25 protein-coding genes are annotated in these 23,561 nt (G+C 34.9%); 7 read left to right on the top strand and 18 right to left on the bottom strand.

What is annotated here, in order from left to right; genetic code table 11:
- Nucleotides 1-92 precede the first annotated feature (92 nt).
- The 9 genes from fabD to GGR32_RS04895 all read right to left on the bottom strand — a co-directional run bounded on the left by fabD (nt 93) and on the right by GGR32_RS04895 (nt 8,006).
- Nucleotides 93-974: an ACP S-malonyltransferase gene (fabD, locus tag GGR32_RS04935; protein WP_183477063.1), complete on the bottom strand. Its 882-nt coding sequence runs from the start codon at nt 972-974 to the stop codon at nt 93-95.
- A 76-nt stretch (nt 975-1,050) separates the two neighbouring features.
- A complete protein-coding gene (locus GGR32_RS04930; RefSeq protein ID WP_183477061.1) occupies nt 1,051-1,542 on the bottom strand; it encodes a dihydrofolate reductase in 492 nt (163 codons plus the stop codon).
- Between the two features lie 4 nt (nt 1,543-1,546).
- Nucleotides 1,547-1,996: a 2TM domain-containing protein gene (locus GGR32_RS04925; RefSeq protein ID WP_183477059.1), complete on the bottom strand. Its 450-nt coding sequence runs from the start codon at nt 1,994-1,996 to the stop codon at nt 1,547-1,549.
- 62 nt (nt 1,997-2,058) lie between these two features.
- Entirely contained in the window at nt 2,059-2,883 is an 825-nt protein-coding gene (locus GGR32_RS04920) for a thymidylate synthase (protein WP_183477057.1), read from the bottom strand.
- 120 nt (nt 2,884-3,003) lie between these two features.
- Nucleotides 3,004-3,792: an alpha/beta fold hydrolase gene (locus tag GGR32_RS04915; RefSeq protein ID WP_183477055.1), complete on the bottom strand. Its 789-nt coding sequence runs from the start codon at nt 3,790-3,792 to the stop codon at nt 3,004-3,006.
- 6 nt (nt 3,793-3,798) lie between these two features.
- Nucleotides 3,799-5,478 (bottom strand): NupC/NupG family nucleoside CNT transporter, encoded by a 1,680-nt coding sequence (locus GGR32_RS04910; protein WP_183477053.1) that lies wholly within the window; start codon nt 5,476-5,478, stop codon nt 3,799-3,801.
- Between the two features lie 55 nt (nt 5,479-5,533).
- Nucleotides 5,534-6,148 (bottom strand): bifunctional nuclease family protein, encoded by a 615-nt coding sequence (locus GGR32_RS04905; RefSeq protein WP_183477051.1) that lies wholly within the window; start codon nt 6,146-6,148, stop codon nt 5,534-5,536.
- Nucleotides 6,149-6,248: 100 nt separating this feature from the next.
- Nucleotides 6,249-7,217, bottom strand: coding sequence for an electron transfer flavoprotein subunit alpha/FixB family protein (locus tag GGR32_RS04900; protein ID WP_183477050.1), 969 nt, complete (start codon nt 7,215-7,217; stop codon nt 6,249-6,251).
- Between the two features lie 42 nt (nt 7,218-7,259).
- The gene (locus tag GGR32_RS04895) at nt 7,260-8,006 is read right to left on the bottom strand and encodes an electron transfer flavoprotein subunit beta/FixA family protein (RefSeq protein WP_183477048.1); all 747 of its coding nucleotides are present in this window, start codon (nt 8,004-8,006) and stop codon (nt 7,260-7,262) included.
- 167 nt (nt 8,007-8,173) lie between these two features.
- Between GGR32_RS04895 and GGR32_RS04890 the strand changes: the two genes are divergently transcribed.
- The 3 genes from GGR32_RS04890 (at nt 8,174) to GGR32_RS04880 (ending at nt 12,315) form a co-directional block, all read left to right on the top strand.
- Nucleotides 8,174-9,151, top strand: a complete 978-nt coding sequence (locus tag GGR32_RS04890) for a pyruvate dehydrogenase complex E1 component subunit beta (protein WP_183477046.1) — start codon at nt 8,174-8,176, stop codon at nt 9,149-9,151.
- 74 nt (nt 9,152-9,225) lie between these two features.
- On the top strand, nt 9,226-11,724 hold the full coding sequence (locus GGR32_RS04885) for a DUF5686 and carboxypeptidase-like regulatory domain-containing protein (RefSeq protein WP_183477044.1): 2,499 nt from the start codon (nt 9,226-9,228) through the stop codon (nt 11,722-11,724).
- Between the two features lie 84 nt (nt 11,725-11,808).
- Nucleotides 11,809-12,315: an inorganic diphosphatase gene (locus GGR32_RS04880; RefSeq protein ID WP_183477042.1), complete on the top strand. Its 507-nt coding sequence runs from the start codon at nt 11,809-11,811 to the stop codon at nt 12,313-12,315.
- A gap of 424 nt (nt 12,316-12,739) precedes the next feature.
- Here the strand turns inward: GGR32_RS04880 and GGR32_RS04875 are convergent, their stop codons facing one another.
- Genes GGR32_RS04875 through GGR32_RS04855 form a run of 5 tightly spaced genes read right to left on the bottom strand, consistent with a single transcriptional unit; the run spans nt 12,740 to nt 15,539 of the window.
- Entirely contained in the window at nt 12,740-13,408 is a 669-nt protein-coding gene (locus tag GGR32_RS04875; protein ID WP_183477040.1) for a sterol desaturase family protein, read from the bottom strand.
- 52 nt (nt 13,409-13,460) lie between these two features.
- Nucleotides 13,461-14,078, bottom strand: coding sequence for a deoxynucleoside kinase (locus GGR32_RS04870; protein ID WP_183477033.1), 618 nt, complete (start codon nt 14,076-14,078; stop codon nt 13,461-13,463).
- A gap of 7 nt (nt 14,079-14,085) precedes the next feature.
- Entirely contained in the window at nt 14,086-14,868 is a 783-nt protein-coding gene (locus GGR32_RS04865; protein WP_183477031.1) for a hypothetical protein, read from the bottom strand.
- Between the two features lie 3 nt (nt 14,869-14,871).
- Complete coding sequence (locus GGR32_RS04860; RefSeq protein ID WP_183477029.1) at nt 14,872-15,195, bottom strand: DUF6122 family protein; 324 nt, start codon at nt 15,193-15,195, stop codon at nt 14,872-14,874.
- Between the two features lie 2 nt (nt 15,196-15,197).
- A complete protein-coding gene (locus tag GGR32_RS04855) occupies nt 15,198-15,539 on the bottom strand; it encodes a DUF202 domain-containing protein (RefSeq protein WP_183477027.1) in 342 nt (113 codons plus the stop codon).
- Between the two features lie 170 nt (nt 15,540-15,709).
- On the opposite strand from GGR32_RS04855, the gene GGR32_RS04850 reads away from it, so the two are divergent.
- From GGR32_RS04850 to hemL, 3 genes are read left to right on the top strand one after another with little or no spacing between them, the layout of a single operon-like run.
- Nucleotides 15,710-16,633, top strand: coding sequence for a 1-aminocyclopropane-1-carboxylate deaminase/D-cysteine desulfhydrase (locus GGR32_RS04850; protein WP_183477025.1), 924 nt, complete (start codon nt 15,710-15,712; stop codon nt 16,631-16,633).
- Nucleotides 16,630-17,496 (top strand): glucosaminidase domain-containing protein, encoded by an 867-nt coding sequence (locus GGR32_RS04845; protein ID WP_183477023.1) that lies wholly within the window; start codon nt 16,630-16,632, stop codon nt 17,494-17,496. The genes GGR32_RS04850 and GGR32_RS04845 overlap by 4 nt, the downstream gene beginning before the upstream one ends.
- 2 nt (nt 17,497-17,498) lie before the next feature.
- Entirely contained in the window at nt 17,499-18,785 is a 1,287-nt protein-coding gene (gene hemL, locus GGR32_RS04840) for a glutamate-1-semialdehyde 2,1-aminomutase (protein ID WP_183477021.1), read from the top strand.
- A gap of 55 nt (nt 18,786-18,840) precedes the next feature.
- Here the strand turns inward: hemL and GGR32_RS04835 are convergent, their stop codons facing one another.
- Complete coding sequence (locus GGR32_RS04835) at nt 18,841-20,361, bottom strand: GH3 auxin-responsive promoter family protein (RefSeq protein ID WP_183477019.1); 1,521 nt, start codon at nt 20,359-20,361, stop codon at nt 18,841-18,843.
- A gap of 137 nt (nt 20,362-20,498) precedes the next feature.
- Here GGR32_RS04835 and GGR32_RS04830 point away from each other — a divergent pair, with 137 nt between their 5' ends.
- The gene (locus GGR32_RS04830; RefSeq protein WP_183477171.1) at nt 20,499-21,293 is read left to right on the top strand and encodes a DUF2797 domain-containing protein; all 795 of its coding nucleotides are present in this window, start codon (nt 20,499-20,501) and stop codon (nt 21,291-21,293) included.
- A 46-nt stretch (nt 21,294-21,339) separates the two neighbouring features.
- Here GGR32_RS04830 and rpsU read toward each other — a convergent pair whose 3' ends face one another.
- The 3 genes from rpsU to GGR32_RS04815 all read right to left on the bottom strand — a co-directional run bounded on the left by rpsU (nt 21,340) and on the right by GGR32_RS04815 (nt 23,507).
- Nucleotides 21,340-21,534, bottom strand: coding sequence for a 30S ribosomal protein S21 (gene rpsU, locus GGR32_RS04825; protein ID WP_183477017.1), 195 nt, complete (start codon nt 21,532-21,534; stop codon nt 21,340-21,342).
- A 315-nt stretch (nt 21,535-21,849) separates the two neighbouring features.
- On the bottom strand, nt 21,850-22,554 hold the full coding sequence (locus GGR32_RS04820) for an OmpW/AlkL family protein (protein WP_183477015.1): 705 nt from the start codon (nt 22,552-22,554) through the stop codon (nt 21,850-21,852).
- 257 nt (nt 22,555-22,811) lie between these two features.
- Nucleotides 22,812-23,507, bottom strand: coding sequence for a hypothetical protein (locus GGR32_RS04815; RefSeq protein WP_183477013.1), 696 nt, complete (start codon nt 23,505-23,507; stop codon nt 22,812-22,814).
- Between the last annotated feature and the right edge of the window lie 54 nt (nt 23,508-23,561).

Raw genomic sequence — 23,561 nt, 5'->3', positions numbered from 1 at the left:
GCTTTCTGTTATAAAGAGTTGTTTAAATTATAAAACCCCTGTTTTATTTATATAAAACAGGGGTTTATTTTTGTTTTAAACGTTATGCTTAATTATAACTCAGGGCTATTGGTTAGCATACTGCGATCTATTTTTTTAACTAAACCTTGCAGTACTTTTCCTGGTCCTACTTCTGTAAACGAAGCAGCCCCGTCTTTAATCATGTTTTGCACACTTTGCGTCCATTTAACAGGAGCTGTAAGCTGACTAATTAAGTTTTCTTTTATTAAAGCAGCATCATTAACAGCTGCTGTGCTTACGTTTTGGTATATAGGGCACAATGGTGTATTAAATGTAGTGGCTTCAATAGCTTTTGCAAGTTCTTCACGAGCAGGTTCCATTAAAGGAGAGTGGAATGCTCCGCCCACAGGCAGCATTAACGCACGTTTTGCACCATTTTCTTTTAAAGCTTCACAGGCTTTCTCGATAGCTTCTTTTTCACCAGAAATCACCAATTGTCCTGGACAGTTATAGTTTGCCGGAACAACAATACCCTCAATAGAAGCACAAACATCTTCTACAATTTTATCTTCAAGTCCTAATACTGCAGCCATTGTAGACGGGTTGATTTCGCAAGCTTTCTGCATCGCTTGTGCACGTTGGGCTACAAGTTTTAGTCCGTCTTCGAATTCTAAAGTTCTGTTTGCTACTAATGCAGAAAACTCTCCAAGCGAGTGTCCTGCTACCATATTAGGAGTGGCTTTATCTCCTAAAACCTTATACATAATTACAGAATGTAGAAAAATAGCGGGTTGTGTAACATTAGTTTGCTTGAGATCCTCTGCAGAACCTTCAAACATAATGTCTGTTATAGAGAAATTTAATATTTTATTTGCTTGATTAAACAAGGCCTGGGCTTCTGGATATTTTTCGAATAAATCTAACCCCATACCCGTATATTGTGCTCCCTGACCGGGAAAAACAAATGCTTTCATAAATAAAATTTAAAGTTTTAGGGGTAAAAATACTAAATAATAACAAGCTAACCGCGTTTTTATCTCGGGGCTGTTGTTATATTTTTTTGGTATACGTAAAAAAGGTATAATTATAGTTATGACGATTGTCAGCTTGATGGGGTTCTTCCCGTGTTACTTCCCAATTTTCTTTATTGAATGTTGGGAAATAAGCATCGGCATCTGGAAAAGAATGTTGCACTTGCGTAAGCTCTATTTTATCGGCAAGTGGTAAGAAAAGCTTGTAAATTTCGCCTCCCCCAATAATAAAAACTTCTTCATTTTTAGGGCAAGCCGCAAGAGCTTCCTCTACCGAATTTACTACAATGCAATTGGGATTAGTATAATCTTTATTTCTTGTAATAACAATATGGGTACGGTTAGGAAGTGTTTTTGGGAGCGACTCGAATGTTTTTCTACCCATAATAATATAATGGTGACTTGTTAAGCTTTTAAAATGCTTAAAATCGTTGGGTAGGTGCCATAGCATTTTATTGTCTTTTCCTAAGGCATTATTTTCTGCTACAGCAGCAATTAGCGTAATGGTCATTCTGTTAAATATTTTCAGACGAGATATCCTCCTCCTTATCTTTTTCTTCTATGGCTATTTCTGGAGCATTCGTAATGGCTTGCTGGATTTTTATTTCTTTTTTCACCTCTTTTTCTAACTGGTTTATTCTTTTTTGTTGTTTGGCAACTAGTTTTTCGAGTTGGTTTTCTTCCCAGGCTTTTCCCATAAATTTATTCATTATAAAAACGTTGATAAAATGAATTAATAAGAAAAATAGCCATAATAAAATTGCCCAGACATACCAGTCAAGGTTAAAAAACCGTATTCCTTCCCCAATGTTAAAAATTACATTTAAGACAATAAACAACACTGCGCCAGCTAGAAAAACCACAAAATGTCGCATAAGTGCTTTTTTTTGTCTTATTCTGCGTTGAGCGTTTTCGATAAGTTCACGTTGCTCAGGGTCTATGCCTGTGTGTTTTTTTGCGGCCATTTTTTAGAATGTTATTGGTTAGTTACCCAAATTTACGTAAAAATATTAGGTTATTCAACAGCTTATACGGCTACTTTTGCCTTGATATGAGGGTGAGGATTGTAATTTTCTAATTTAAAATCTTCAAATTCAAAATCAAAAATATTTTTAATTTCTGGGTTTATTTTTATTGTAGGTAAGCTTTTAGGCGAACGCGAAAGTTGCAAATTTACCTGCTCAAAGTGGTTGTTGTAGATGTGTACATCTCCAAATGTATGGATAAAATCACCATATTCATAGCCACATACTTGCGCAATCATCATGGTTAATAATGCGTAGGATGCAATGTTGAAAGGAACGCCTAAAAAAACATCGGCGCTACGTTGGTAAAGCTGGCAGGATAACTTTCCGTTTGCTACATAGAACTGAAAAAAAGCATGGCAGGGCGGTAAAGCCGCTTTTCCGTCTGCTACATTTTCACTAAACGATTTTTTTCCGCTAGGCATAACACTAGGGTTCCATGCTGTAACCATCATTCTGCGGCTGTTGGGGTTGTTTTTTAGCGTTGCAATAACATCCTGAATTTGGTCTATCCCTTCGTTGTTCCAATTTCTCCATTGTTGCCCATAAATAGGGCCTAAATCACCTTTTTCATTTGCCCATTCATTCCATATTCTTACGCCATTATCTTGGAGGTATTTTATGTTGGTATCTCCTTTTAAAAACCATAAAAGTTCATGAATAATCGATTTTAGGTGTAACTTCTTGGTAGTGACCATTGGGAAACCATTTTGTAAATCAAATCGCATTTGATATCCAAAAACACTTCTTGTCCCAGTTCCTGTACGATCTCCTTTATCGGTGCCGTTTTCTATTACATGATTTAGTAAATCGAGGTATTGCTTCATCCGTTTTTTTATTTTGGGCGTTCGGGCGGGCTTTCGCAAGTCGCTTTTTGCTATTATAGCAAAAGAGCTCCAACAATTTGCTCAATCCCTAACGCGTAAAGGTAAAAAAATCTTTTAGAATTATGATTCCTGATTTGAGAGGAATTCGGCTATTTTTTCTATAAAGAGGTTTGGTTTCTCTTTATGTACTGTATGTCCTGTGTCGGGCAGAATGAGCTTTTTTGTTTTTCCTTGCACGTTTTCTAAGGTTTTATCTAATTGCAACAACGAGCCATATTCATCGGCTTCTCCTTGTATAAAAAATACTGGACAATTAATTTGTTGTAATTCAGGTTCGATATTCCATTGCCTAAAACCTTCGCTTTGCCATATAGTAACCCATGCTTCGAATAGGTTTTGGGTATTTTCTTTATGGTATTTGTATAATTTTTGAGGTAAGTTGGTGTTTTTATATGCTGTTTGAGCTTGTTGTATTCCTGCTAGTGTAATTTCTTCAACAAAAATATGGGCGGCTTCAGCAATAACAGCTTTTATGTTTTTTGGGTATAGGCTAGCGGTAAGCAGTGCAATTGTTCCGCCGTCGCTATGCCCTAATAGAACGGGGTTTTTAAAGTTGAATTTATCCATTAGCTTTTTTACCACTTCGGCTTCCAAGCTCATATAATTAATCGGTCTGTAAGTGGTTTGCATTGCGGCCGATTTTCCGTAACCTAAACGGTCATATACAAAAATGTTGTAGTTGGTTTTTAGGGCTAATTTTTGAGGTATATCTCGCCATAATTCTACACAGCCTAAAGAGTCGTGTAATAAAATTAAGGTGGGATTCGAGGGGTTGATTATATACTGCTCATAATATAATTTTTGCCCATCTACATTTATGTAAGCTTGTTTATGCTTGGGTGTTTCCATAATGCATTAGCCTATAATCATACCGGCAATAGTGGCAGACATTAACGAGGCTAAGGTACCACCAATTACTGCTTTTAAGCCAAATTCTGATAAGGTTTTACGTTGCCCAGGCGCTAAAGATCCTATTCCGCCAAGTTGTATTCCTATCGAAGCAAAGTTGGCAAATCCGCACAGCATATACGTTGCCATGATGATTGATTTTTCATAGGTGAAATACATTCCTTTAGAAGCGTCTTTTAATTCTGCAAGTTGGATGTATCCAATAAACTCACTAGCCGCAAGTTTTATTCCTAGTAATTGCCCCATAAGCATCATGTCTTCTTTTGCAACGCCTATTAACCACATTAAAGGAGAAAAAACATAGCCTAAAACTGCTTCTAGAGAAAATGTTTGATAAGGGGTGTTTTCGGCTAAGTAGGGGTTAAGGTTAGTCCAATCTCCAATCATTTCGAAGCCGTAATTAACCATAGCGATAAGCGCAACAAAAACCAACAACATGGCACCTACGTTTGCGGCAAGTTTAAGTCCTTCTGTAGTACCATTGGCAATGGCATCGAGAATATTGCTTCCTATTTTTTCGGTAGAAACCTCAATATTAGAAACAATTTTTTCTTGCTGAGGATAGAGTATTTTAGAAATAACAATAGCCCCTGGAGCAGCCATTACAGAGGCTGCTAGTAGGTGTTTTGCAAATTCGAGTCGGGCTTGTGGGTCATCGCCACCTAAAAACCCGATATAAGCAGCAAGTACCCCTCCTGCAACGGTTGCCATACCTCCAACCATAACAAGTAATATTTCAGAGCGTGTCATGCGTTCTAGGTAGGCTTTAATCATTAAAGGAGCTTCTGTTTGTCCTAAAAAGATGTTTCCTGCAACGCTTAAGCTCTCAGGTCCAGAAACGCCTAATAATTTGGTGAGTACCCAAGCTAAGCCTTTTACAATTACCTGAATAACGCCTAGGTAAAAAAGGATAGAGGTAAGGGCAGAGAAAAAGATTACCGTAGGTAACACTTGAAATAAGAAAATAAAGCCATAGCTTTTGGTGTCCATTAATCCTCCGAGAAGAAATTCGCTACCCGTAGCGGTAAATTCTAATATTTTAACGAAAATATGCCCGACAAATTCAAAAGCAGTTTGTACAAATTCTATTTTTAAAATTCCGAAGGCTAATAAAAGTTGGAGTCCTAGCCCTAGACTAACAGTACGCCAGTTAATAGCTTTTCGGTTATTGCTAAGAAAAAAGGAAATAATTAATATGCTAAACATTCCTAATGCGCCTCGCCACAGACTTTGCATGCTAAAGCCTTGACTGGGGATTACCTGAGATTTTTTTTTGGGTGCCAGTTTGGTTTTGGCTGCAGATAATGTTATTTTGTTTCCTTTATGGAGTAAGGTGAGGTTGTTTTTGGTAAGAGCGCTAACTTTTATTTGAGAAAGGCTGTCTTTAGGAAATTCATGAAAGAGAAGAAGTAATTTATCTTTTTTGATGTAGCTTCCTGAGCTTACAACCGTATGGAGGCTATCTTTAAAGGTGAAACTTTCTTTCGAAAATTCTAAACTTTTAATGTTTTCAAAGTTGGTGTTTTCTGTGTGTTGATCAAACAGCCATTCTTTGTCTATATTTTGTGCTTGTGTAAAACAGGTAACAAAACTTATCAGGAGGGTGATAAAAATATTTGTTTTCATTGTTTTTAATATAAGGTTCAAGTAAGTAATAAGCACTTACTTTTTAGGATGAGGTTTATTTGCGTTTAGAAATTTCATCTCGAATACGTGCAGCAGCTTCGTAATCTTCATTATTAACGGCCTCTTCTAATGCATTATTGAGTTCTGATAGCGATTTATGTTTAAGGTTGTTATCGTTATCTGTAGGAGCGGCTTCGGGAGCTTCATGTTCGATATCTGGTGTAGCCATTTGGTAAGCGTCTTCTTGCTCGTCGGTTGCTTTTAAGTGTACACCTGCTTTGTCTAGGATGTTTTTGTAAGTAAAAATAGGCGCATTAAAACGCAGTGCTAATGCAATGGCATCGCTTGTGCGCGCATCTATAATTTCTTCTATTTTATCACGCTCGCAGATTAGGCTGGAATAAAACACACCATCTACCAGTTTATGGATGATAACTTGTTTTACAATAATAGAGAACCTGTCTGCAAAGTTTTTAAATAAATCGTGGGTTAGTGGTCTTGGTGGGCGGATGTCTTTTTCTATGGCAATGGCTATGGATTGTGCTTCGAAAGCTCCAATAACAATTGGAAGTTGGCGTTCCCCTTCCATTTCGCTTAATAATAAGGCGTAAGCCCCATTTTGGGTTTGGCTGTAAGAAATTCCTTTAATGGTTAATCGCACTAAACTCATACTACAAAATAATCAAAATAAATTAAATAAAAAAGCGGTCTAAAATTGTTATACAAATTTAGACCGCTTCCTAAATTTACGGGGCACAATTTATAAAAAATTATGCGTTTTTAGCTTTAAAATCTTTTAATTTTTCAATTAATTTAGGCATTACTTCAAAGGCATCACCAACAATACCGTAATCGGCTACTTTAAAGAAGGGTGCTTCGGGGTCGTTATTGATAACTACTTTTGTTTTTGAAGCGTTAATTCCTGCAATATGTTGGATGGCTCCAGAAATACCTACTGCGATATATAAGTTGGAAGCAACGGGTTTACCTGTTTGGCCAACGTGTTCACTGTGTGGTCTCCACCCCATGTCACTAACAGGCTTAGAGCATGCTGTTGCAGCACCTAGTGTGCTAGCAAGTTCTTCTATCATTCCCCAATTTTCAGGGCCTTTAAGTCCTCTTCCTCCTGATACTACAATTTCGGCATCGGCAATGGTGATTTTATCTGTTGCTTTGTCTATACTATCTATATTAATTTTGAAGTCATCACTGCTTAAGCTTGGCTCAAAATTTTCTACGTTAGCAGTTGTAGGGTTTTCTTTTAATCCAAAAGCATTTTTTGCAAGTCCTACAATTTTATTTTCAGAAGCGATTGTAGTAATGTTGAAGGCTTTGTTGGAAAAAGCATTTCTTTTTACTTGAAAAGGAGAAGTGCTTACAGGGAGTTCAACAACATTTGCAGCATATCCTGCTTCTAAGTTTACCGCTAGTAAGGGAGCAATGTACTTATCATTTGCAGTTTGCCCAATTACAATTACTTTAGCTTCTGCTTTTTTAGCGGCTTGGGTGATAACATCGGCGTATGCTTCGGCATTAAATTTATCAAGTTTACTATTGTTAATCGAAAGTATGTTTTCTACACCGTAATTGCCTACTTCCTCTGCGTTTTCGTTATTGATGCTTACTGCGGTTACGTTTGTACCCATTTGCTCTGCAATGGCTTTGGCAAACGAAGCGGCTTCGAAAGCTGCTTTTTTATATTTTCCGTTTTCTGATTCTGTATATACTAAAACTGCCATGTTTTTCTTTTTTTTAATTACTATTTCGGGTTTGTGTTAAACTTAGATTACTTTAGCTTCGTTGTGAAGTAAGTTGATTAATTCATCTAAGTTTTCAGGATCGATTAGTTTTACTTCTCCTTTTGGAGCAGGTTTTTCAAATTTAGCAGCTTCGGTTTGAGGGGTGGCATTTATAGGCTCTACAACGTTTAAAGGTTTTTTACGAGCCATCATAATTCCTCTCATGTTAGGGATGCGAAGATCGCTTTCTTCAACAAGTCCTTTTTGTCCTCCTATAACTAATGGAAGCGAGCTAGATAAAGTTTCTTTACCTCCGTCTATTTCTCTAATGATGGTTGCTTTATTGTCTTCTATTTCTAAACCTGTACAAGCATTTACAAAATTGGCACCTATAAGTTGTGCTAACATCCCAGGAACCATTCCTCCATTATAATCTATAGATTCTCTTCCTGCGATTACTAAATCGTAATTACCTTCTTTAGCTACTTTCGCTAACTCTTTAGCTACTTGGAATCCGTCTTTAGCTTCAGTATTTATACGTATAGCGTTATCAGCACCTATAGCTAGGGCTTTTCTTAGTGTAGGTTCGGTTTCGGCACCACCCACATTAATAACATCTACACTAGCACCTTGTTTTTCTTTAAACCACATAGCGCGTGTTAGTCCAAATTCATCGTAAGGATTAATTACAAATTGTACGGCGTTGGTGTCAAATTTTGTGTCATTTTCCGTAAAGTTAATCTTAGATGTAGTATCAGGAACATGACTTATACAGACTAATATTTTCATATTTTTTAGTTTATAGTGAGTTATTTTTCTAAAATAATTGATGCGAATATACACAAAATTAAGAAAAAAATTACTATGCTTGCATAATATTTTTTGTAAGAAATAGATAGTTTTTAGCAATAGGAATTACTAAGTTTGTAACTTGTAAAATTTAGAGTGAATAGATAATGAGAACAATTCAATTTAGAGAGGCCGTTTGTGAGGCTATGAGTGAAGAAATGCGCAGAGATGAAGCTGTGTATTTAATGGGAGAGGAAGTAGCCGAATATAATGGAGCCTATAAAGCGTCTAAAGGGATGTTGGATGAGTTTGGGCCTGAACGTGTAATAGATACGCCTATTGCCGAAGCTGGTTTTGCAGGGATTGGAGTAGGTTCTACCATGACGGGAACTAGACCAATTATCGAGTTTATGACGTTTAACTTTTCTTTGGTAGGAATAGACCAAATTATTAATAATGCCGCTAAGATTAGACAAATGTCTGGCGGGCAATTTAATTGTCCGATTGTTTTTAGAGGCCCAACCGCCTCTGCAGGACAGTTAGCTGCAACACACTCACAGGCTTTTGAAAGTTGGTATGCAAATTGCCCTGGTTTAAAAGTAATTGTGCCTTCTAATCCTTATGATGCAAAAGGTTTATTGAAATCGGCAATTAGAGATGATGATCCTGTTATTTTTATGGAAAGTGAGCAGATGTATGGCGATAAAGCTGAGGTGCCAGAAGAGGAATACACAATCCCAATAGGTGTAGCTGATATAAAAAGAGAGGGAGATGATGTTACCATCGTATCTTTCGGGAAGATTATAAAAGAAGCTTATAAAGCAGCCGAAACTTTGGCAGAGGAAGGAATATCTTGCGAAGTGATAGACCTTAGAACGGTTAGACCATTAGACTATGATACGGTGATAAAATCGGTAAAGAAAACAAATAGATTAGTGATTTTAGAAGAAGCTTGGCCTTTTGGAAACGTTTCTACCGAAATAACTTACCAAGTACAAGAGCAAGCTTTTGATTATTTAGATGCACCTATCCAAAAAATAAACACAGCAGATACACCTGCACCTTATTCACCTGTACTTCTTAAAGAATTTTTACCAAACAGCGAAGACGTTGTTAAAGCTGTAAAAAAAGTACTGTACAAGTAATAGTGATAATTTTTTTCAAAAAACTTCATCTTGTATAAATTTTTATATAAGATGAAGTTTTTTATTTTTAACCAATGATTAAATTCCAATTAATAACATTTCTTTTTATCTTAATAGGCGGAGTAATTACTGCTCAAACTAAAGTAGATGGCGTGGTGGTAGATGAGCAAAATAATCCTGTGCCATTTGCTAACGTTATTTTCTCAAGTTCTTCTGTAGGAACAATTACCAACGAGAACGGTAAGTTTTACTTACAATCTGATAATAACTACAAAAGCTTGGAGGTGTCTTTTATGGGATTTAAATCAAGAAAAGTAACCCTAGTAAAAAATGTAACTTATGAGATGGAAATTGTATTGGAAGAAGAAACAAGTGCATTACAAGAAGTAGTTATTTACCAAGGGAAAACTTCCAAGAAAAACAATCCAGCTATAGATATTCTTCGTAAAATATGGGAGAACAAACGTTCTAATGGGGTTAAAAAATTTAAACAATACCAATACCGAAAATACGAAAAGCAAGAATTTGACCTTAACACCATAGATAGTGCCTTTGCGAATAAAAAGATATTTAAAGGCATGGAGTTTATTTTTGAAGAGGCCGATACCAACCGAGTAACCGGGAAAACCTACTTGCCTATTTATTTAAACGAGGCAGTTTATCAGGTTTATGGAAACAATGTTATAGGGAAAAATAAAGAAATTCTTAAAGGAAACAAAAACTCAGGATATAGCGATAATCAAACCTTGATAGATTTTGTAAAAGACCTTTATGCAGATTATAATATCTATGATAACTATTTAAAATTTTTCGATAAAAGCTTTGTAAGTCCATTATCTCGTACAGGAATCAACGTGTACAACTACGTGCTGGCAGATACCGCTTTTATAGATAATAAATGGTGTTATAAAATTGTGTATTATCCAAGACGAAGAAACGAGCTTACTTTTAAAGGCGACTTTTGGGTAAACGATACCACCTGGGCAATCAAGAAAATAAACATGCAAGTTTCCAAAAGTGCCAACATTAACTGGGTAAAGGAAATTTATATAGAACAGGAATACGATGTGCTAAACGATTCTATTTTCCTAATTACACGCGACCACTTTATGTCAGATTTTTCATTCAATAAAAAAGAAAAATCAAGAGGAATGTACGGAAAGCGCACCACACTATACGATAATTATAAATTTGATATAAAAAAACCAAACAACTTCTACAAAGAAACCGTAGACCCCTATAATTACGAAGTTTATAACCGCGACGAAGCTTTTTGGGAATATAACCGAATAGAGAAATTAAACAAAGACGAGAGGAAAGTATATACCTTATTAGATACCTTAAAAACCGTAAAAGCATTTAAACGCATTTATGATATAGGGACAATATTGGCTTCAGGTTATGTAGAATTAGACAACTTTGATTTTGGGCCCGTATTCTCTGCATTCGGATTTAACGAAGTAGAAGGAATGCGAATTCGTTTAGGAGGTAGAACCTATTTTGGACGTAACGATCCTTGGCGTATAGAAGGTTATACCGCTTATGGTTTTAAAGATAACAAATTTAAGTACGGAATTTCGGGGAAATGGTTGCTGGATAGAAGAAAACGACTGATAATCTCAGGCGGAAACAGGCGAGATGTTGAACAATTAGGATCAAGCCTTACCAATACCAACGATGTTTTGGGCAGAAGTTTAGCCTCTTCTTCATTAATCACGGTAAGCGCCAATAACACCCTGTCAGAAATAAACTTATCTACTTTTGCCGTAGAGATAGAACCCGCTAAAAATTTAAACATTAGGGTAGGAGGTTCTTATCGAGAGTTATCGGCAGCATCGCCAGATTTTAGCTTAACCCATTATACAGATAATACCCACACAACCACTTCAGATGAGATACATCAAACCGAAATATCTACCACAATACGTTATACGCCAGGAAAAATAACAAGCGGGTATGGAGTGGAGCGTAATGTTATAAATTTAGGCGATTATCCGGAGTTGTTTTTAAACTATTCTTTAGGGCTTAAAGACGTGATAGGAAGTGGATTTGATTATAAAACCATCCAATTCTTTTACCGTCAGCCATGGCAAATAGGAGGTTTTGGTAAATTTACATCAACCGTCGAAGCAGGGAAAACCTTTGGTGAAGTCCCCTTAGGGCTGTTAAACGTAGTGCCAGGAAACCAAACGCTGTTTTCTATTTACGGGAGCTACCCTTTGGTTGATTATTATGAGTTTGTAACCGACACGTATTTAAGTGTGCATTTTGAGCATAACTTTAACGGAAGGCTTTTTTCACGTATTCCGCTTATTAGAAAGTTAAACCTGCGGGAAATTGTAGGCTTTAGGAGTGTTATTGGAGAAATTTCGGATAAAAATCAAGCGCTTAATGCCTCTACTTCTCATCCCGATTTATTTGCGCCATCTTCTAAACCATATTGGGCATGGAGTGTAGGTGTAGGAAATATTTTTAAAGTTTTTAGATTAGATTTTCACTTCCGTGGAAACTATTTAGAAAACCCTGGTGCGCGATCTTTTGGAGTAACTGGAGCCTTTGGTTTTTATTTCTAAAAATAATAAGCACAAGTATTTACATTTTACGTACCTTTGCAAACCTAAATTAAAGAATAAAAATAATTTTTAATATAGAAAGAAATGACATTTGATGTATTAATTGAAATTCCAAGAGGAAGCAGAAATAAGTATGAATTTGATTTCGATATAAAGAAAATCCGTTTTGATAGAATGCTATACTCTTCTATGATGTATCCTGCAGATTACGGATTTATACCAGAAACTTTAGCTTTAGATAACGACCCGTTAGATGTTTTAGTAATGTTTACAGAGCCAACCGTGCCAGGATGCGTTGCGGAGGTAAAACCTATTGGGGTTTTTCATATGTCTGATGAAAAAGGACCAGACGAAAAAATAATATGTGTGCCCGTAAGCGACCCAATCTGGAATACTTATGAGGATTTAAGCGATTTAAATCAGCACCGTGTTAAGGAGATAGAACATTTCTTTAAAGTATATAAAGATTTAGAGCATAAAAAAGTAGAGTTAAGAGGTTGGGGCGATGTACAAGAAGCTAAAAAATTAGTGGAAGAGTGTACAAAACGTTACCAAGAAAGCAATTTACCAGAAGGGAAATTTAGTATTTAAACACTACTATTCTTTTTTAAAGAAAAAATCAAAAAAACGTCTAAAAAATACTTTTTAGACGTTTTTTTGTATGGTAGGTTTTCCTTATTTTAAATTGTTTGGATATAGAGCTTGCCTTTTGATATAAGTTAGAAAATAAAAGCTAAACTGTTTTCTTTAGTATTTTTTTATAAGTAAATGTAGCTAAAAAATAAACTAAAGAAATCAACAAGAATATAGTCCCAGTCATTGCGAAAAACTCAACAAACCTCATTAGCATACTCGGTTCTTTTGGGTCGGCATCCATTATAAACCCGAGATTTGTGAGAATTAATGACAGAAATAAGATTTTAAAAATATTTTTTTTCATTTTGATTAAGGTTAAGTAGGTTTTTTATAGAAGTCTGTCTATAAGTTAGAAAATAACGTGTTTTTAAACCTTATTTTAGCTAGGGTCTATACTGGTTCCTGCTGCTGCACGCTCTGCTTTAGGGCTTTTTCTAGGCATAGTTCCAAAAATATGATCCCATAGTGGAGAGGAAACCCCAAAGGCTTTATCGGGTTCTCTGTAATGATGAATGCTGTGGTGGTGCCATAAAATTTTTAGGAAATTTTTAGGCACTTTAAATGCATGTACCGAGTAATGTATGCCCAAATATCCTGCGTAGCCAATTAAAAAACCTGCTAGAAAGCCAAAAACATAGTCTCCTAAAACAGCTCGGTAAATTATAAATAAAATACTAGCAATAATTAGACTTAATACAGGAGGCATGGCTAGGCGAGATTTATCTTTAGGGTAATCGTGGTGCACGCCGTGCATGGTGTAAGAAACTTTCTTTTTGGTAGGCGAGGTAGCAGGAATATGGTATAAATACCTGTGCATAATGTATTCTACAAAAGTGAAGAAAAATAACCCCGCAGCAAAAAGTAAAATCATCATAGGGGTTTCAAAACCTTTTTCGATGATTCCGTAGTAGATAAGTGCGGCAGAAATTATCCCAAAAATTAGTAGTGGTGCAGAAATATGCGTGTGTGTAAGTTTTTCTAAAAAGGGATTTTTAAATAATTTCGGAGATCCTTTGTGTTTTGGGCGTTTTAGTTTGGTAGATTCCATATTATTTATGCTTTTATATAATTAAAAATTTTATTTATATAAATTTAATAACTTACATGAATAATCCATGCAATTCTCCGTCAATTTTATTAATAATATTTCCTAAATCTTCAGGATTGTCTACAAAGTTTACATTATCTACATCTATAATTAGTAAGTTTCCTTTGTCGTATTCTTGTATCCATGCTTCGTAGCGTTCGTTTAGCCTGCTTAGGTAATCTATAGAGATAGAGTTTTCGTATTCACGACCTCGTTTATGAATTTGCCCTACTAAATTAGGAATGCTGCTTCTTAGGTAGATTAATAAATCGGGGCTTTTGGTAACGCTTTCCATAAGGTCAAATAAAGAACTGTAATTTTGAAAATCTCTATTTGTCATTAATCCCATAGCGTGTAGGTTAGGAGCAAAGATGTATGCATCCTCATAAATAGTACGGTCTTGAATAATGGTTTTGCCGCTTTCACGAATTTCTAAAATTTGCCTAAACCTACTGTTTAAAAAATAGATTTGAAGATTGAATGACCAACGTTCCATCTGGTCGTAAAAATCTTCTAAATAAGGGTTTTCTAAAACGTCTTCAAAATGGGGTTCCCAATTATAATGCTTTGCTAAAAGCTTGGTAAGGGTGGTTTTTCCTGCGCCAATATTTCCGGCAACTGCTATATGCATGCTAAATTTAGTTTGGTGTTAATTGATATGTATAAAGAAAATTTCCATCGTAAATATAAAGATTTTCATGGGTGAAATAAAAATCTTTACAGGTATTTTCTAAACCATTAATCGGAATAAAACGAGCATTTGCAACTTCCTGAATATATAGTTTTTCCTCTTTTTTAGCTATTAGTTTATTGTTGTTGTTATGTATTTTTTCAAACCCGTTATGAGGGGTCGTTGCTAGCATTTTTCCGTAACGGTTATACTTAATAATTTTTTTAGGGCTAAGTAACCAGCAATAATTATAGTTTCCTGTTAAGCCTATAACTTCGTCTTTGATAGGTAAAGGAGCGATTGTGTTTGATAAGTTTTTGTAATCGATGAGTTCGAGCTGTGTATTATCGGTGTTATAAATCCATAATTTAGGATTGATTGCGGTAGCAGCGTATGAAATGGTTTTAAAGTTTGTAATATGATTGAAATTAATTCGGGTAATCTCGTTAAGCTTATTGTCTAGCAGGATAATGCTGTTGGTTTCTTTAAAAAATACAAGAATTTTTAGCGGATTAATAACATCTACGCTGGTTATTTCTCCTAATCCAAGTGTTTTAAATTGGTAGTTTTCTTGTTGTCCTTTTTTATAAAGCGTCTGACTCTTGATGTAATAGCTGTTTTGTAAATTATCGATACCTACAAAACGGTCTGCAATTAATTTTTCTTTACCAACAAGTTTTACATAAATACTGTCTTGCCCAAAACTTGCTTGCATATAAAAAGTAAGTAAAAGAAATAAAACGTATTTCATAAATTATAAGTTTTGTAACCAGCAGTCTACGGTATCGGTAAGCATGTGGAAACTGAGCCCGATAGCAATTAAACGTATCCAGTAATTTTTACTAAAAATAGCAATTAGCGTATAAATGCTCCAAGCCCAATAACTATGCAATACATGAAAATTAATACTGCAACGCTCAGGGTCAAAAATAGGCGAAGCTAACAAATGGTCTGCATCTACCAGCATGGTGGCGAGTAATATTAAATACGCTTTTTTCCAATGTTTTTTATCGTAAAGGTATGCAATACCTATAATTACTAAAAAATGCATTCCGTAATGAATACTGTTTTGAAGCATTTTTATTTCTTTTTAGGTTCAATATCACTTTTGTCTGGCAAGAGTAAGTTTTTTAGCTTTTTTTCTAAAATAACATACCTTGCAATCCCAATAACAATAAATAGTACAGAAAATACCAAGGCCATATACCCAATACCTTGCAAATTAGGGTACTCTTTAAGTTGTAAAATAGCAATGCCGCCAACCAGCAGGTATAAAGAGGCTTTTGTGTAAGAAAGCAATGTGCGCTCATTGGCTAGTTTGGTGCGTTCTAGTGCTAAATATTCGCGCAGATTTGTTTCGTCTTTAATCCTTGGTTTTAACGGGTTATGAATTTTTATTTTCCTTACTTTTTTAACAGGCATTGTTTATAGGGTTAGGTAGCGTTGTTATAAAATTACATATTTTTTTACAAAGAAAACGTATTCTGTAAAGTTGTTGACAAAATGACTTTAGGAAGTCATCTTTTTAGAAAAAATTTAGAAACAAGACTACTTAAATAATGTATTTTTGTAAGTGCAAAAGTACGTAAATCATGTCTTGTTTTCCCGATATTAATGAACTTACTCCAAACCAATATATAGATACTATAAATGGAGTGGAAATATGGCTTAAGCGGGAAGATTTATTGCATCCTTTTATTTCGGGAAACAAGTATAGGAAACTAAAATATAATGTTCAAGATGCTGCTTCTGTAAAAAAAACAATCTTAACTTTTGGCGGTGCTTTTTCTAATCATATTGCAGCGACTGCAGCAGCAGGAAAACAAGCAAATATAAAAACCATTGGAGTAATAAGAGGAGAAGAGCTTGCTAATGACTTATCCAAAACACTTGCCGAAAACTCTACCTTGCAGTTTGCACACAACAACGGAATGGATTTACATTTTGTAACCAGGCAGGCGTATCGAGAAAAGCATACTTCAATCTTTCAGGAAAATTTAAAAAAGCGTTTTGGGGAAGTTCTAATCGTACCCGAAGGAGGTAGTAATAAGCGCGCAATACAAGGCTGCACCGAGATTTTAAGTAAAGAAGATATAGAAAACTTTACCCAGGTGTGTTGTGCAGTAGGTACAGGCGGTACAATTTCGGGGATAATCCAATCGGCAGCGCAAACACGTATTATAGGTTTTTCAGCACTAAAGGCAGCATCGTTAGCCACTGCGATAGCAGCAAATGTAAATACCTCTAATTGGCAATTAAACACCAATTATATATTTGGTGGTTATGCAAAAGTACCCGAAGCACTTGTAGTTTTTATCAATAATTTTAAAAATCAATATAAAATACAATTAGACCCTATTTATACAGGGAAAATGATGTATGGCATTTTTGATTTATGCACAAAAGGGGTATTTCCGAAAAATACTCGTATTTTAGCAATCCATACCGGTGGGTTACAAGGTATAGCGGGTATTAATAAACGTTTAAAACAAAAAAACAGCTTACAACTTATATGAAAATTTCTTCTTATATAAAAAACATAGGACTTTGTTTATTGCTTAGTGTGATTATTACATCTTGCGGAAGCAAAAAGAAAACCACTTCAAAAAAACGTAATCAAACCACACAGCAAATACAAAAACCACGTCCTAAGGTTGATAAACCTCATTTAAATGTTTCGGATTATGAAAACATGACGGTAGACCCTAAAAAAGATGTTTCGGGTTTTGAAAGTCCTGTAGAAAAATACATTTATACTTATGCAGAGATTGCTATGGAAGAAATGCGTTTATACCATGTGCCTGCAAGTATTACCTTGGCACAAGGAATTTTAGAGTCAAGTTCAGGAAATGGAGATTTAACCAGGCGCTCAAACAATCATTTTGGGATAAAATGTAACGGTTGGCAAGGAGAGAAAGTATATCATGACGACGACGCTTACCAAGAGTGTTTTAGAAAATATATAAACCCTAAATATTCATTTAGAGATCACTCCTTGTTTTTAGCTAAACGTAAGCGTTATGCCAGTTTGTTTGAGCTAGATAAGGACGATTATAAAGGTTGGGCAAAAGGATTAAAACGAGCGGGTTATGCTACAGATCCTCGCTACCCTAACAAGCTTATAAGTCTTATAGAACGTTATAATTTGCAAGAATACGATAATATTGTTCTAGGAGAAGGCAGCAGAAAAGGAAGCAGAACAAAGCCCCATAAATCCAAGCCTAACTACAATAGTACACCCTATGTAGTAGAAAAGGGAGATACCTTGTATAATATTAGTAGGCGTTTTGATATAAGCGTTGAAGAGTTAAAGCAGATAAACAATTTAAAATCTAATAGTCTAAGTATAGGGCAAAAACTATACATAAAAAAGCAATAAACATGTTATATAAACGAAGTAGTCAGTTATTTAAAGAAGCTCAGAATTATATTCCTGGTGGAGTAAACTCTCCCGTAAGGGCTTTTTCGGCAGTTGGCGGGACTCCTATTTTTATGAAAGAAGCTAAAGGAGCTTATTTGTATGATGAAGATGGAAGAAAATATATCGATTATATCAATTCTTGGGGGCCTCAAATTTTAGGACATGCTTATCCGCCTGTAATTGAGGCTGTAATTGATAAAACTAAAAAAGGAACTTCCTTTGGTGCTCCCACAGAAATAGAAACTCAAATCGCAGAATTAGCGGTAAACATGGTGCCAAATATAGACCAAATTAGAATGGTAAACAGCGGTACAGAAGCATGTATGAGTGCAGTACGTTTGGCAAGAGGGTATACCAGCAGAGATAAAATAATAAAGTTTGCAGGTTGCTATCACGGGCATAGTGACTCTTTTCTAATTCAAGCAGGAAGCGGAGCCGTTACCTTTGGTACACCAAATAGTCCAGGAGTAACTAAAGGAACAGCAAAAGATACTTTATTGGCTACGTATAACGATTTATCTAGTGTCGAGAACCTGTTGAATGCAAATAAAGAGGAAGTAGCTTGTGTAATTATAGAACCTGTTGCCGGAAATATGGGATGTATTCCACCTACAAGAGAATTTTTACAAGGCTTAAAGGATTTATGTGCTAAACACGATACATTACTAATTTTTGATGAAGTAATGACGGGCTTTAGGTTAGCATTAGGAGGCGCACAAGAAGCCTACGAAGTAGATGCCGATATTGTAACCTTTGGAAAAGTAATAGGTGGAGGACTCCCTGTAGGTGCTTTTGCTGCTCGAAAAGAAATTATGGATTATTTAGCACCTAATGGTCCCGTATATCAAGCAGGAACTTTAAGCGGAAACCCATTAGCCATGGCAGCAGGTTTGGCCATGCTATCTGCCTTGCACCAAGATCCTGGAGTATATCAGCGTTTAAGTGAAAAAACAACTTATTTACGAAGAGGAATAGCTGAGGTGCTAGAACAACAAAATGTAACATATCAATTAAACCAAAAAGGGTCTATGATGTCATTACATTTTACCGACACTCCAGTTACCGATTTTGCTTCTGCAGTAAAAGGGAATAATGAATCTTTCAAAAAGTATTTCCATGGGATGTTGGCCGAGGGTGTTTACTTACCACCTAGTGCTTTTGAAACCTGGTTTATTACCGATGCATTAACTTATCAAGATATCGATAAAACTATAGAAGCAACAGCAAAAGTTGCAAAAACATTATAATTACTGGTTTATAATTATAAAAAGAGGCTGTCTGGAAAGGCAGCCTCTTTTTATTTTATAAAGTTTGGTTTATTGCTAATAATTCTTCTAGGTAATCTCGTTTGTTAGAAAGTCTGGGTATTTTATGCTGTCCTCCTAGTTTTTCATGTTTTTTGGACCATGCATAGAATAAACCTTCTTTTGCCTGATGTATTTTCGGGCTGTTTAGCGTAGAGTTGTTGTAGCGCTTAGCTTCATAATCGCTGTTTAGCTTTTGTAGGTGAGTATCTAAACATTGGGTAAATTTAAGAGGGTCTGTAGGAGATTTTTTAAATTCTATAATCCACTCATGAGCTCCTTTTTCTTTTCCTTCCATAAAAATAGGTGCTACTGTGTAATCGATAATTTCGCAAGCCAGTTCGTTACAAGTGTTTTTTAATGCATTTTCTGCATTTTCAATAATAAGTTCCTCTCCAAATACATTGATGTGGTGTTTGGTTCTGCCCGTAATTTTTATTCGGTAAGGAGAGGTGTTTGTAAAGCGTACAGTGTCTCCTATTTTATAACGCCATAAACCTGCATTGGTGGTAATAATTAAAGCATAATTCTTACCTATTTCTACTTCGTTTAAAGGGATTATTTTTTCTTGTGGCCTATCATAGGTATCCATTGGAATAAATTCGTAGAAAATTCCATAATCTAAAAGCAATAAGAGTTCGCTGCTGTTATTTTGGTCTTGTACAGCAAAAAAACCTTCCGATGCGTTATAGATTTCATAGTACCTAAACTTCTCTGAAGGAATTATTTTTTTATACTGTTTGGCATAAGGCTCAAAGTTAACACCGCCATGGAAGTAGACTTCTAGATCTGGCCAAATTTCAAGTAAGTTTTCGTGTCCTGTTTCTGTAATAACTTTATTGAGCAATACAAGCATCCATGATGGAACCCCCGCTATACTGGTAACATTTTCCTTAAGGGTTTCTTTTACAATGGCTTGTATTTTTTCTTCAAAGTTACTCATTAACGAGATTTCATTTCCTGGTGTACTGCTATAGGTTGCCCAAAACGGCATGTTATCAATTAAGATAGCCGATAAATCTCCAAAAACGGTTCCGTTTTCTTTATAAAGTTCTTTACTGCCGCCTAGCCTTAAATTTTTTCCTGTAAAAAGCTTCGCATTGTCGTTATTATTTAAATATAGGCACAATAAATCTTTTCCTGCAGCATAATGGCAATCTTCCAAAGACTCGTTGCTAACAGGAATAAATTTACTTTTAGCATTGGTTGTTCCGCTAGATTTAGCAAACCATTTGATAGGAGTTGGCCAAAAGATATTGTTTTCGCCGCGTCTTGCTCGTTCTATTTGTGGTTCTACATCTTCGTAAGATTGTACAGGTAAACGTTGGTTAAAATCCTGATAACTTTTTATCGAAGCAAAATCGTATTGTTTACCTATTTCTGTATCTTTTGCTTTGTCTAAAAGCTGATGTAGTAATTCGTTTTGAACTTCGTGTGGGTATTTTATAAAAAGCTCCATTTGGTGTATGCGTTTCTTTAAAAACCAAGAAGCAATAGAATTTACTATAGGAATTGACATAGATAATGTATATTTAAACCCTCTTCGGGAAAAATATAAAAATATAATTTTTTTGAGCTTTATAAAAGCGATGTTGATAAAATAAAATTACACGGAATAACACCTTTTGAGAAGTAATTACTATGCAAGAAAATAAAATAACATATACAGGAGTTTTACAGAAAATGAAAACCGAGTTACAGGCTCAAGTTCAGTATTATTTAGATTTTCCTACAGATGTACTTCAGGTAAATTTGTTGTTGGGGAAAACTATATCGATTGATTTTCAAGGCTATGAGTGTCTGAGTTGCCATGAGGATAAAAAAATATTTCGACAAGGTTTTTGTTATGATTGTTTTTATCAAACCCCTAGAGCTGGCGATTGGATAATGAAACCTGAGTTAAGCAAGGCTCATTTAGATCAAGAAGATCGAGATTTAGCCTACGAGAAGGCAGTGCAATTACAACCACACATTGTTTATTTAGCAAATTCTAGTAACATAAAAGTAGGTGTAACCCGAAAAACACAGATTCCAACCCGTTGGATAGATCAAGGTGCACACGAGGCCATTAAAGTGGTAGAGGTACCTAACCGCTATCTTGCTGGGATTACAGAAGTAGCTTTGAAAGCGCATGTTGCCGATAAAACCAATTGGCGAACCATGCTAAAAAATGAATTGGTAGATGAGGATTTGGAAGCTAAAAAGCAAAGCTTACAGCAATATTTACCTACAGAGGTACAAGAATATTATTTAGAAAATGAAAAAGAAACAATTATAAATTTCCCTGTACTTTCTTATCCCGAAAAGTTAACGAGTCTAAATCTTGCTAAAACTTTAAATTATGAAGGGGAGCTGGTGGGTATAAAAGGGCAATATTTGCTCTTTAAAGACAATACGGTTTTTAATGTAAGGGCACACGAAGGTTACGTAATTAACCTATCATTACTGTAATATCATTAAACAAAAAAGTGCTGAAATTTCAGCACTTTTTTGTTTTTTAAAATTCTTCTTTATCTCGTAAAGACTGGATGTAAGCAGCTTTCTGAAGTTGTTTTCTTTTGGTTACAGACTTTTTGGTATAATGTTGTTTCTCTCTAAGTTTCTGTAAAACCTTGGTGTCTTTAAATTTTCGTTTTAGACGTTTTAAAGCTCTTTCTATTTTTTCTCCGTCTTTAACTTTTACAATTAGCATATATATTTATTATTTATTTTTTCAGAAAACCAAAACTCTTTTGGAAAAGGCTGTACTTTTGGAGTTGCAATATTACTCATAAATATGTAGAAAACAGCCAAAAATAGAATGTTTTTATTAGAATTGGTACTTTATGTTGTAGTAACACAGGTGTAGGTGTTTGTTTTGTTAAAAAAGATTTGTGTTTTAGATGATAAGACGGGACGTTGTTATTTTAAAGCTCAAATAAATACAAATAGTGAATTTGGTAGGAATTTAGATTAGAAAAAGAGGGATTTTAATCCCCCTTTTTATGTAAATATAAGATGAAGTTTTTTAAAAACGCATTCCTAATCCAAATCCAATAAGCATAGGGTCTAATTTTACTTTGGCAGGAATAGCCAATTTGCTTCCTTCAGGTGAGCCTTCTGGTAATAAATTGGTTGCATTTACAGTAACATCTGTTTCTAAGAAAAGCTTTTTAAAATCGACATTGATAAAGAATTTCTCTGTAATATCGATATCAAAACCAAATTGGTATCCCCAGCCAAACTTATTATCATAGCTAATGTCTTGTGCAACACCAGATTTTTCATTGTAGAAAATAGTGTAATTAACACCTAACCCAACATAAGGTTTAAATACTTCTCCTATTTTATGGTGGTACTGAAAGTTTAATGTAGGAGGCAATAACCAAACGCTTCCTAAATCTACATCTGCATTATTAGGCCCATTTATAGCAGATAGGTCAGACCCAAGTGTTCCTACGCTGTGTTTTGATGTTCCTAAAATTAATTCTGCAGCAAAATTTTTAGTAAAGAAATAAGTAAAATCTAATTCTGGGATAAAATTAGCATTAACATCTATCTGTCCTCCAATAGTAGAGATATTTGCTCTATTATGAGGGACAACCCCTACACCTCGTAACCGCATTTGCCATTTGTACGATGTTTCTTTTTCAGATGAAGGTGAATTTTCTTGTGCGAATGTTGTTCCACTTAATAAAAGTACCCCAGCAATAGTAAGCAATAATGTTTTCATAATATTTAATTTTTAATACTTGAGTAAAAGTAAGCTGAGGGGTAAGTATTGTATATGATAAAAATCATCTATAAATTATGGGTAGATGAACAGAAATATAGAATGCTTTGTTTTGTTTTTTTTAGCGAACTAATAAGATATCTTTAAGTAAATAAGTATTTGTAAATTAAATAGTTGAAATTTTATTTAAACATGTTTAAACCAATGCAGAATCCGTTTGCTAAATAGTTGTTAATTTGTATTAAACATTGTTAAAATTACTTGCTGTTATCTGTAAGCCAAGCAGCGCTAGGTGTAGCAACTTCTGTTAAGGAGGCTTTTAATTTACCTCGATTTAAATTAAGGTGTTGATATTCGGTTCTTTCGTATAATAAATTATAGGCAGATTGGTGAAATCCGTATTGTTTAAGTGAGTTAAATTTGTGTGTTGTTTTTTTCGGTGATAAGTTTATGGTATCCAATTCAATTTTTAAAAGATCCACTAAAGTATCGTTTACAAAGGCTTGATTATAGCTAATAGGTTTGTTAGTTAACCTTTGCTGATTAATTTCTTTTATTATTTCGAAAACAATAGGGGCGTTATTTTCGGCTTGTCTACGAGCCCAAAATTTTTTGTAGTATAAGGTTTGTGATTTTGGGGTTTTGTAGGTTAACTCTAGGCTGTCTAGTAAGTGGTTTAGGTTACGTTTTATATAAATATCCCGAATAAGAAATTCATTATTATACGTAAATATTAATTTTTCTAACTTATCGTACCCGTATTTTTTAAAAGATTCGTGAATTATCTTTAAGTTTTCGGGGTTTCTTATCCATGTGTTTTCAACCCAATTCTCGTGTCGTAAATCAAAAAAAGAGGTCTTGGTTTCGGTATAAAACGCTTGTTCTTTTTCTGTTTTAATGTTACATGAACTTAGGCATAAAATAAAACAGATTAATAAGGGTATTTTTTTCATAGAAAAGTTTTTATAAACAAACAGGGCTTCATACATAGAAACCCTGTTTGTTAA

This window comes from Mesonia hippocampi, assembly GCF_014197445.1.
Taxonomy (GTDB): domain Bacteria; phylum Bacteroidota; class Bacteroidia; order Flavobacteriales; family Flavobacteriaceae; genus Mesonia; species Mesonia hippocampi.
This window is presented reverse-complemented; position numbering and strand designations above follow the sequence as displayed.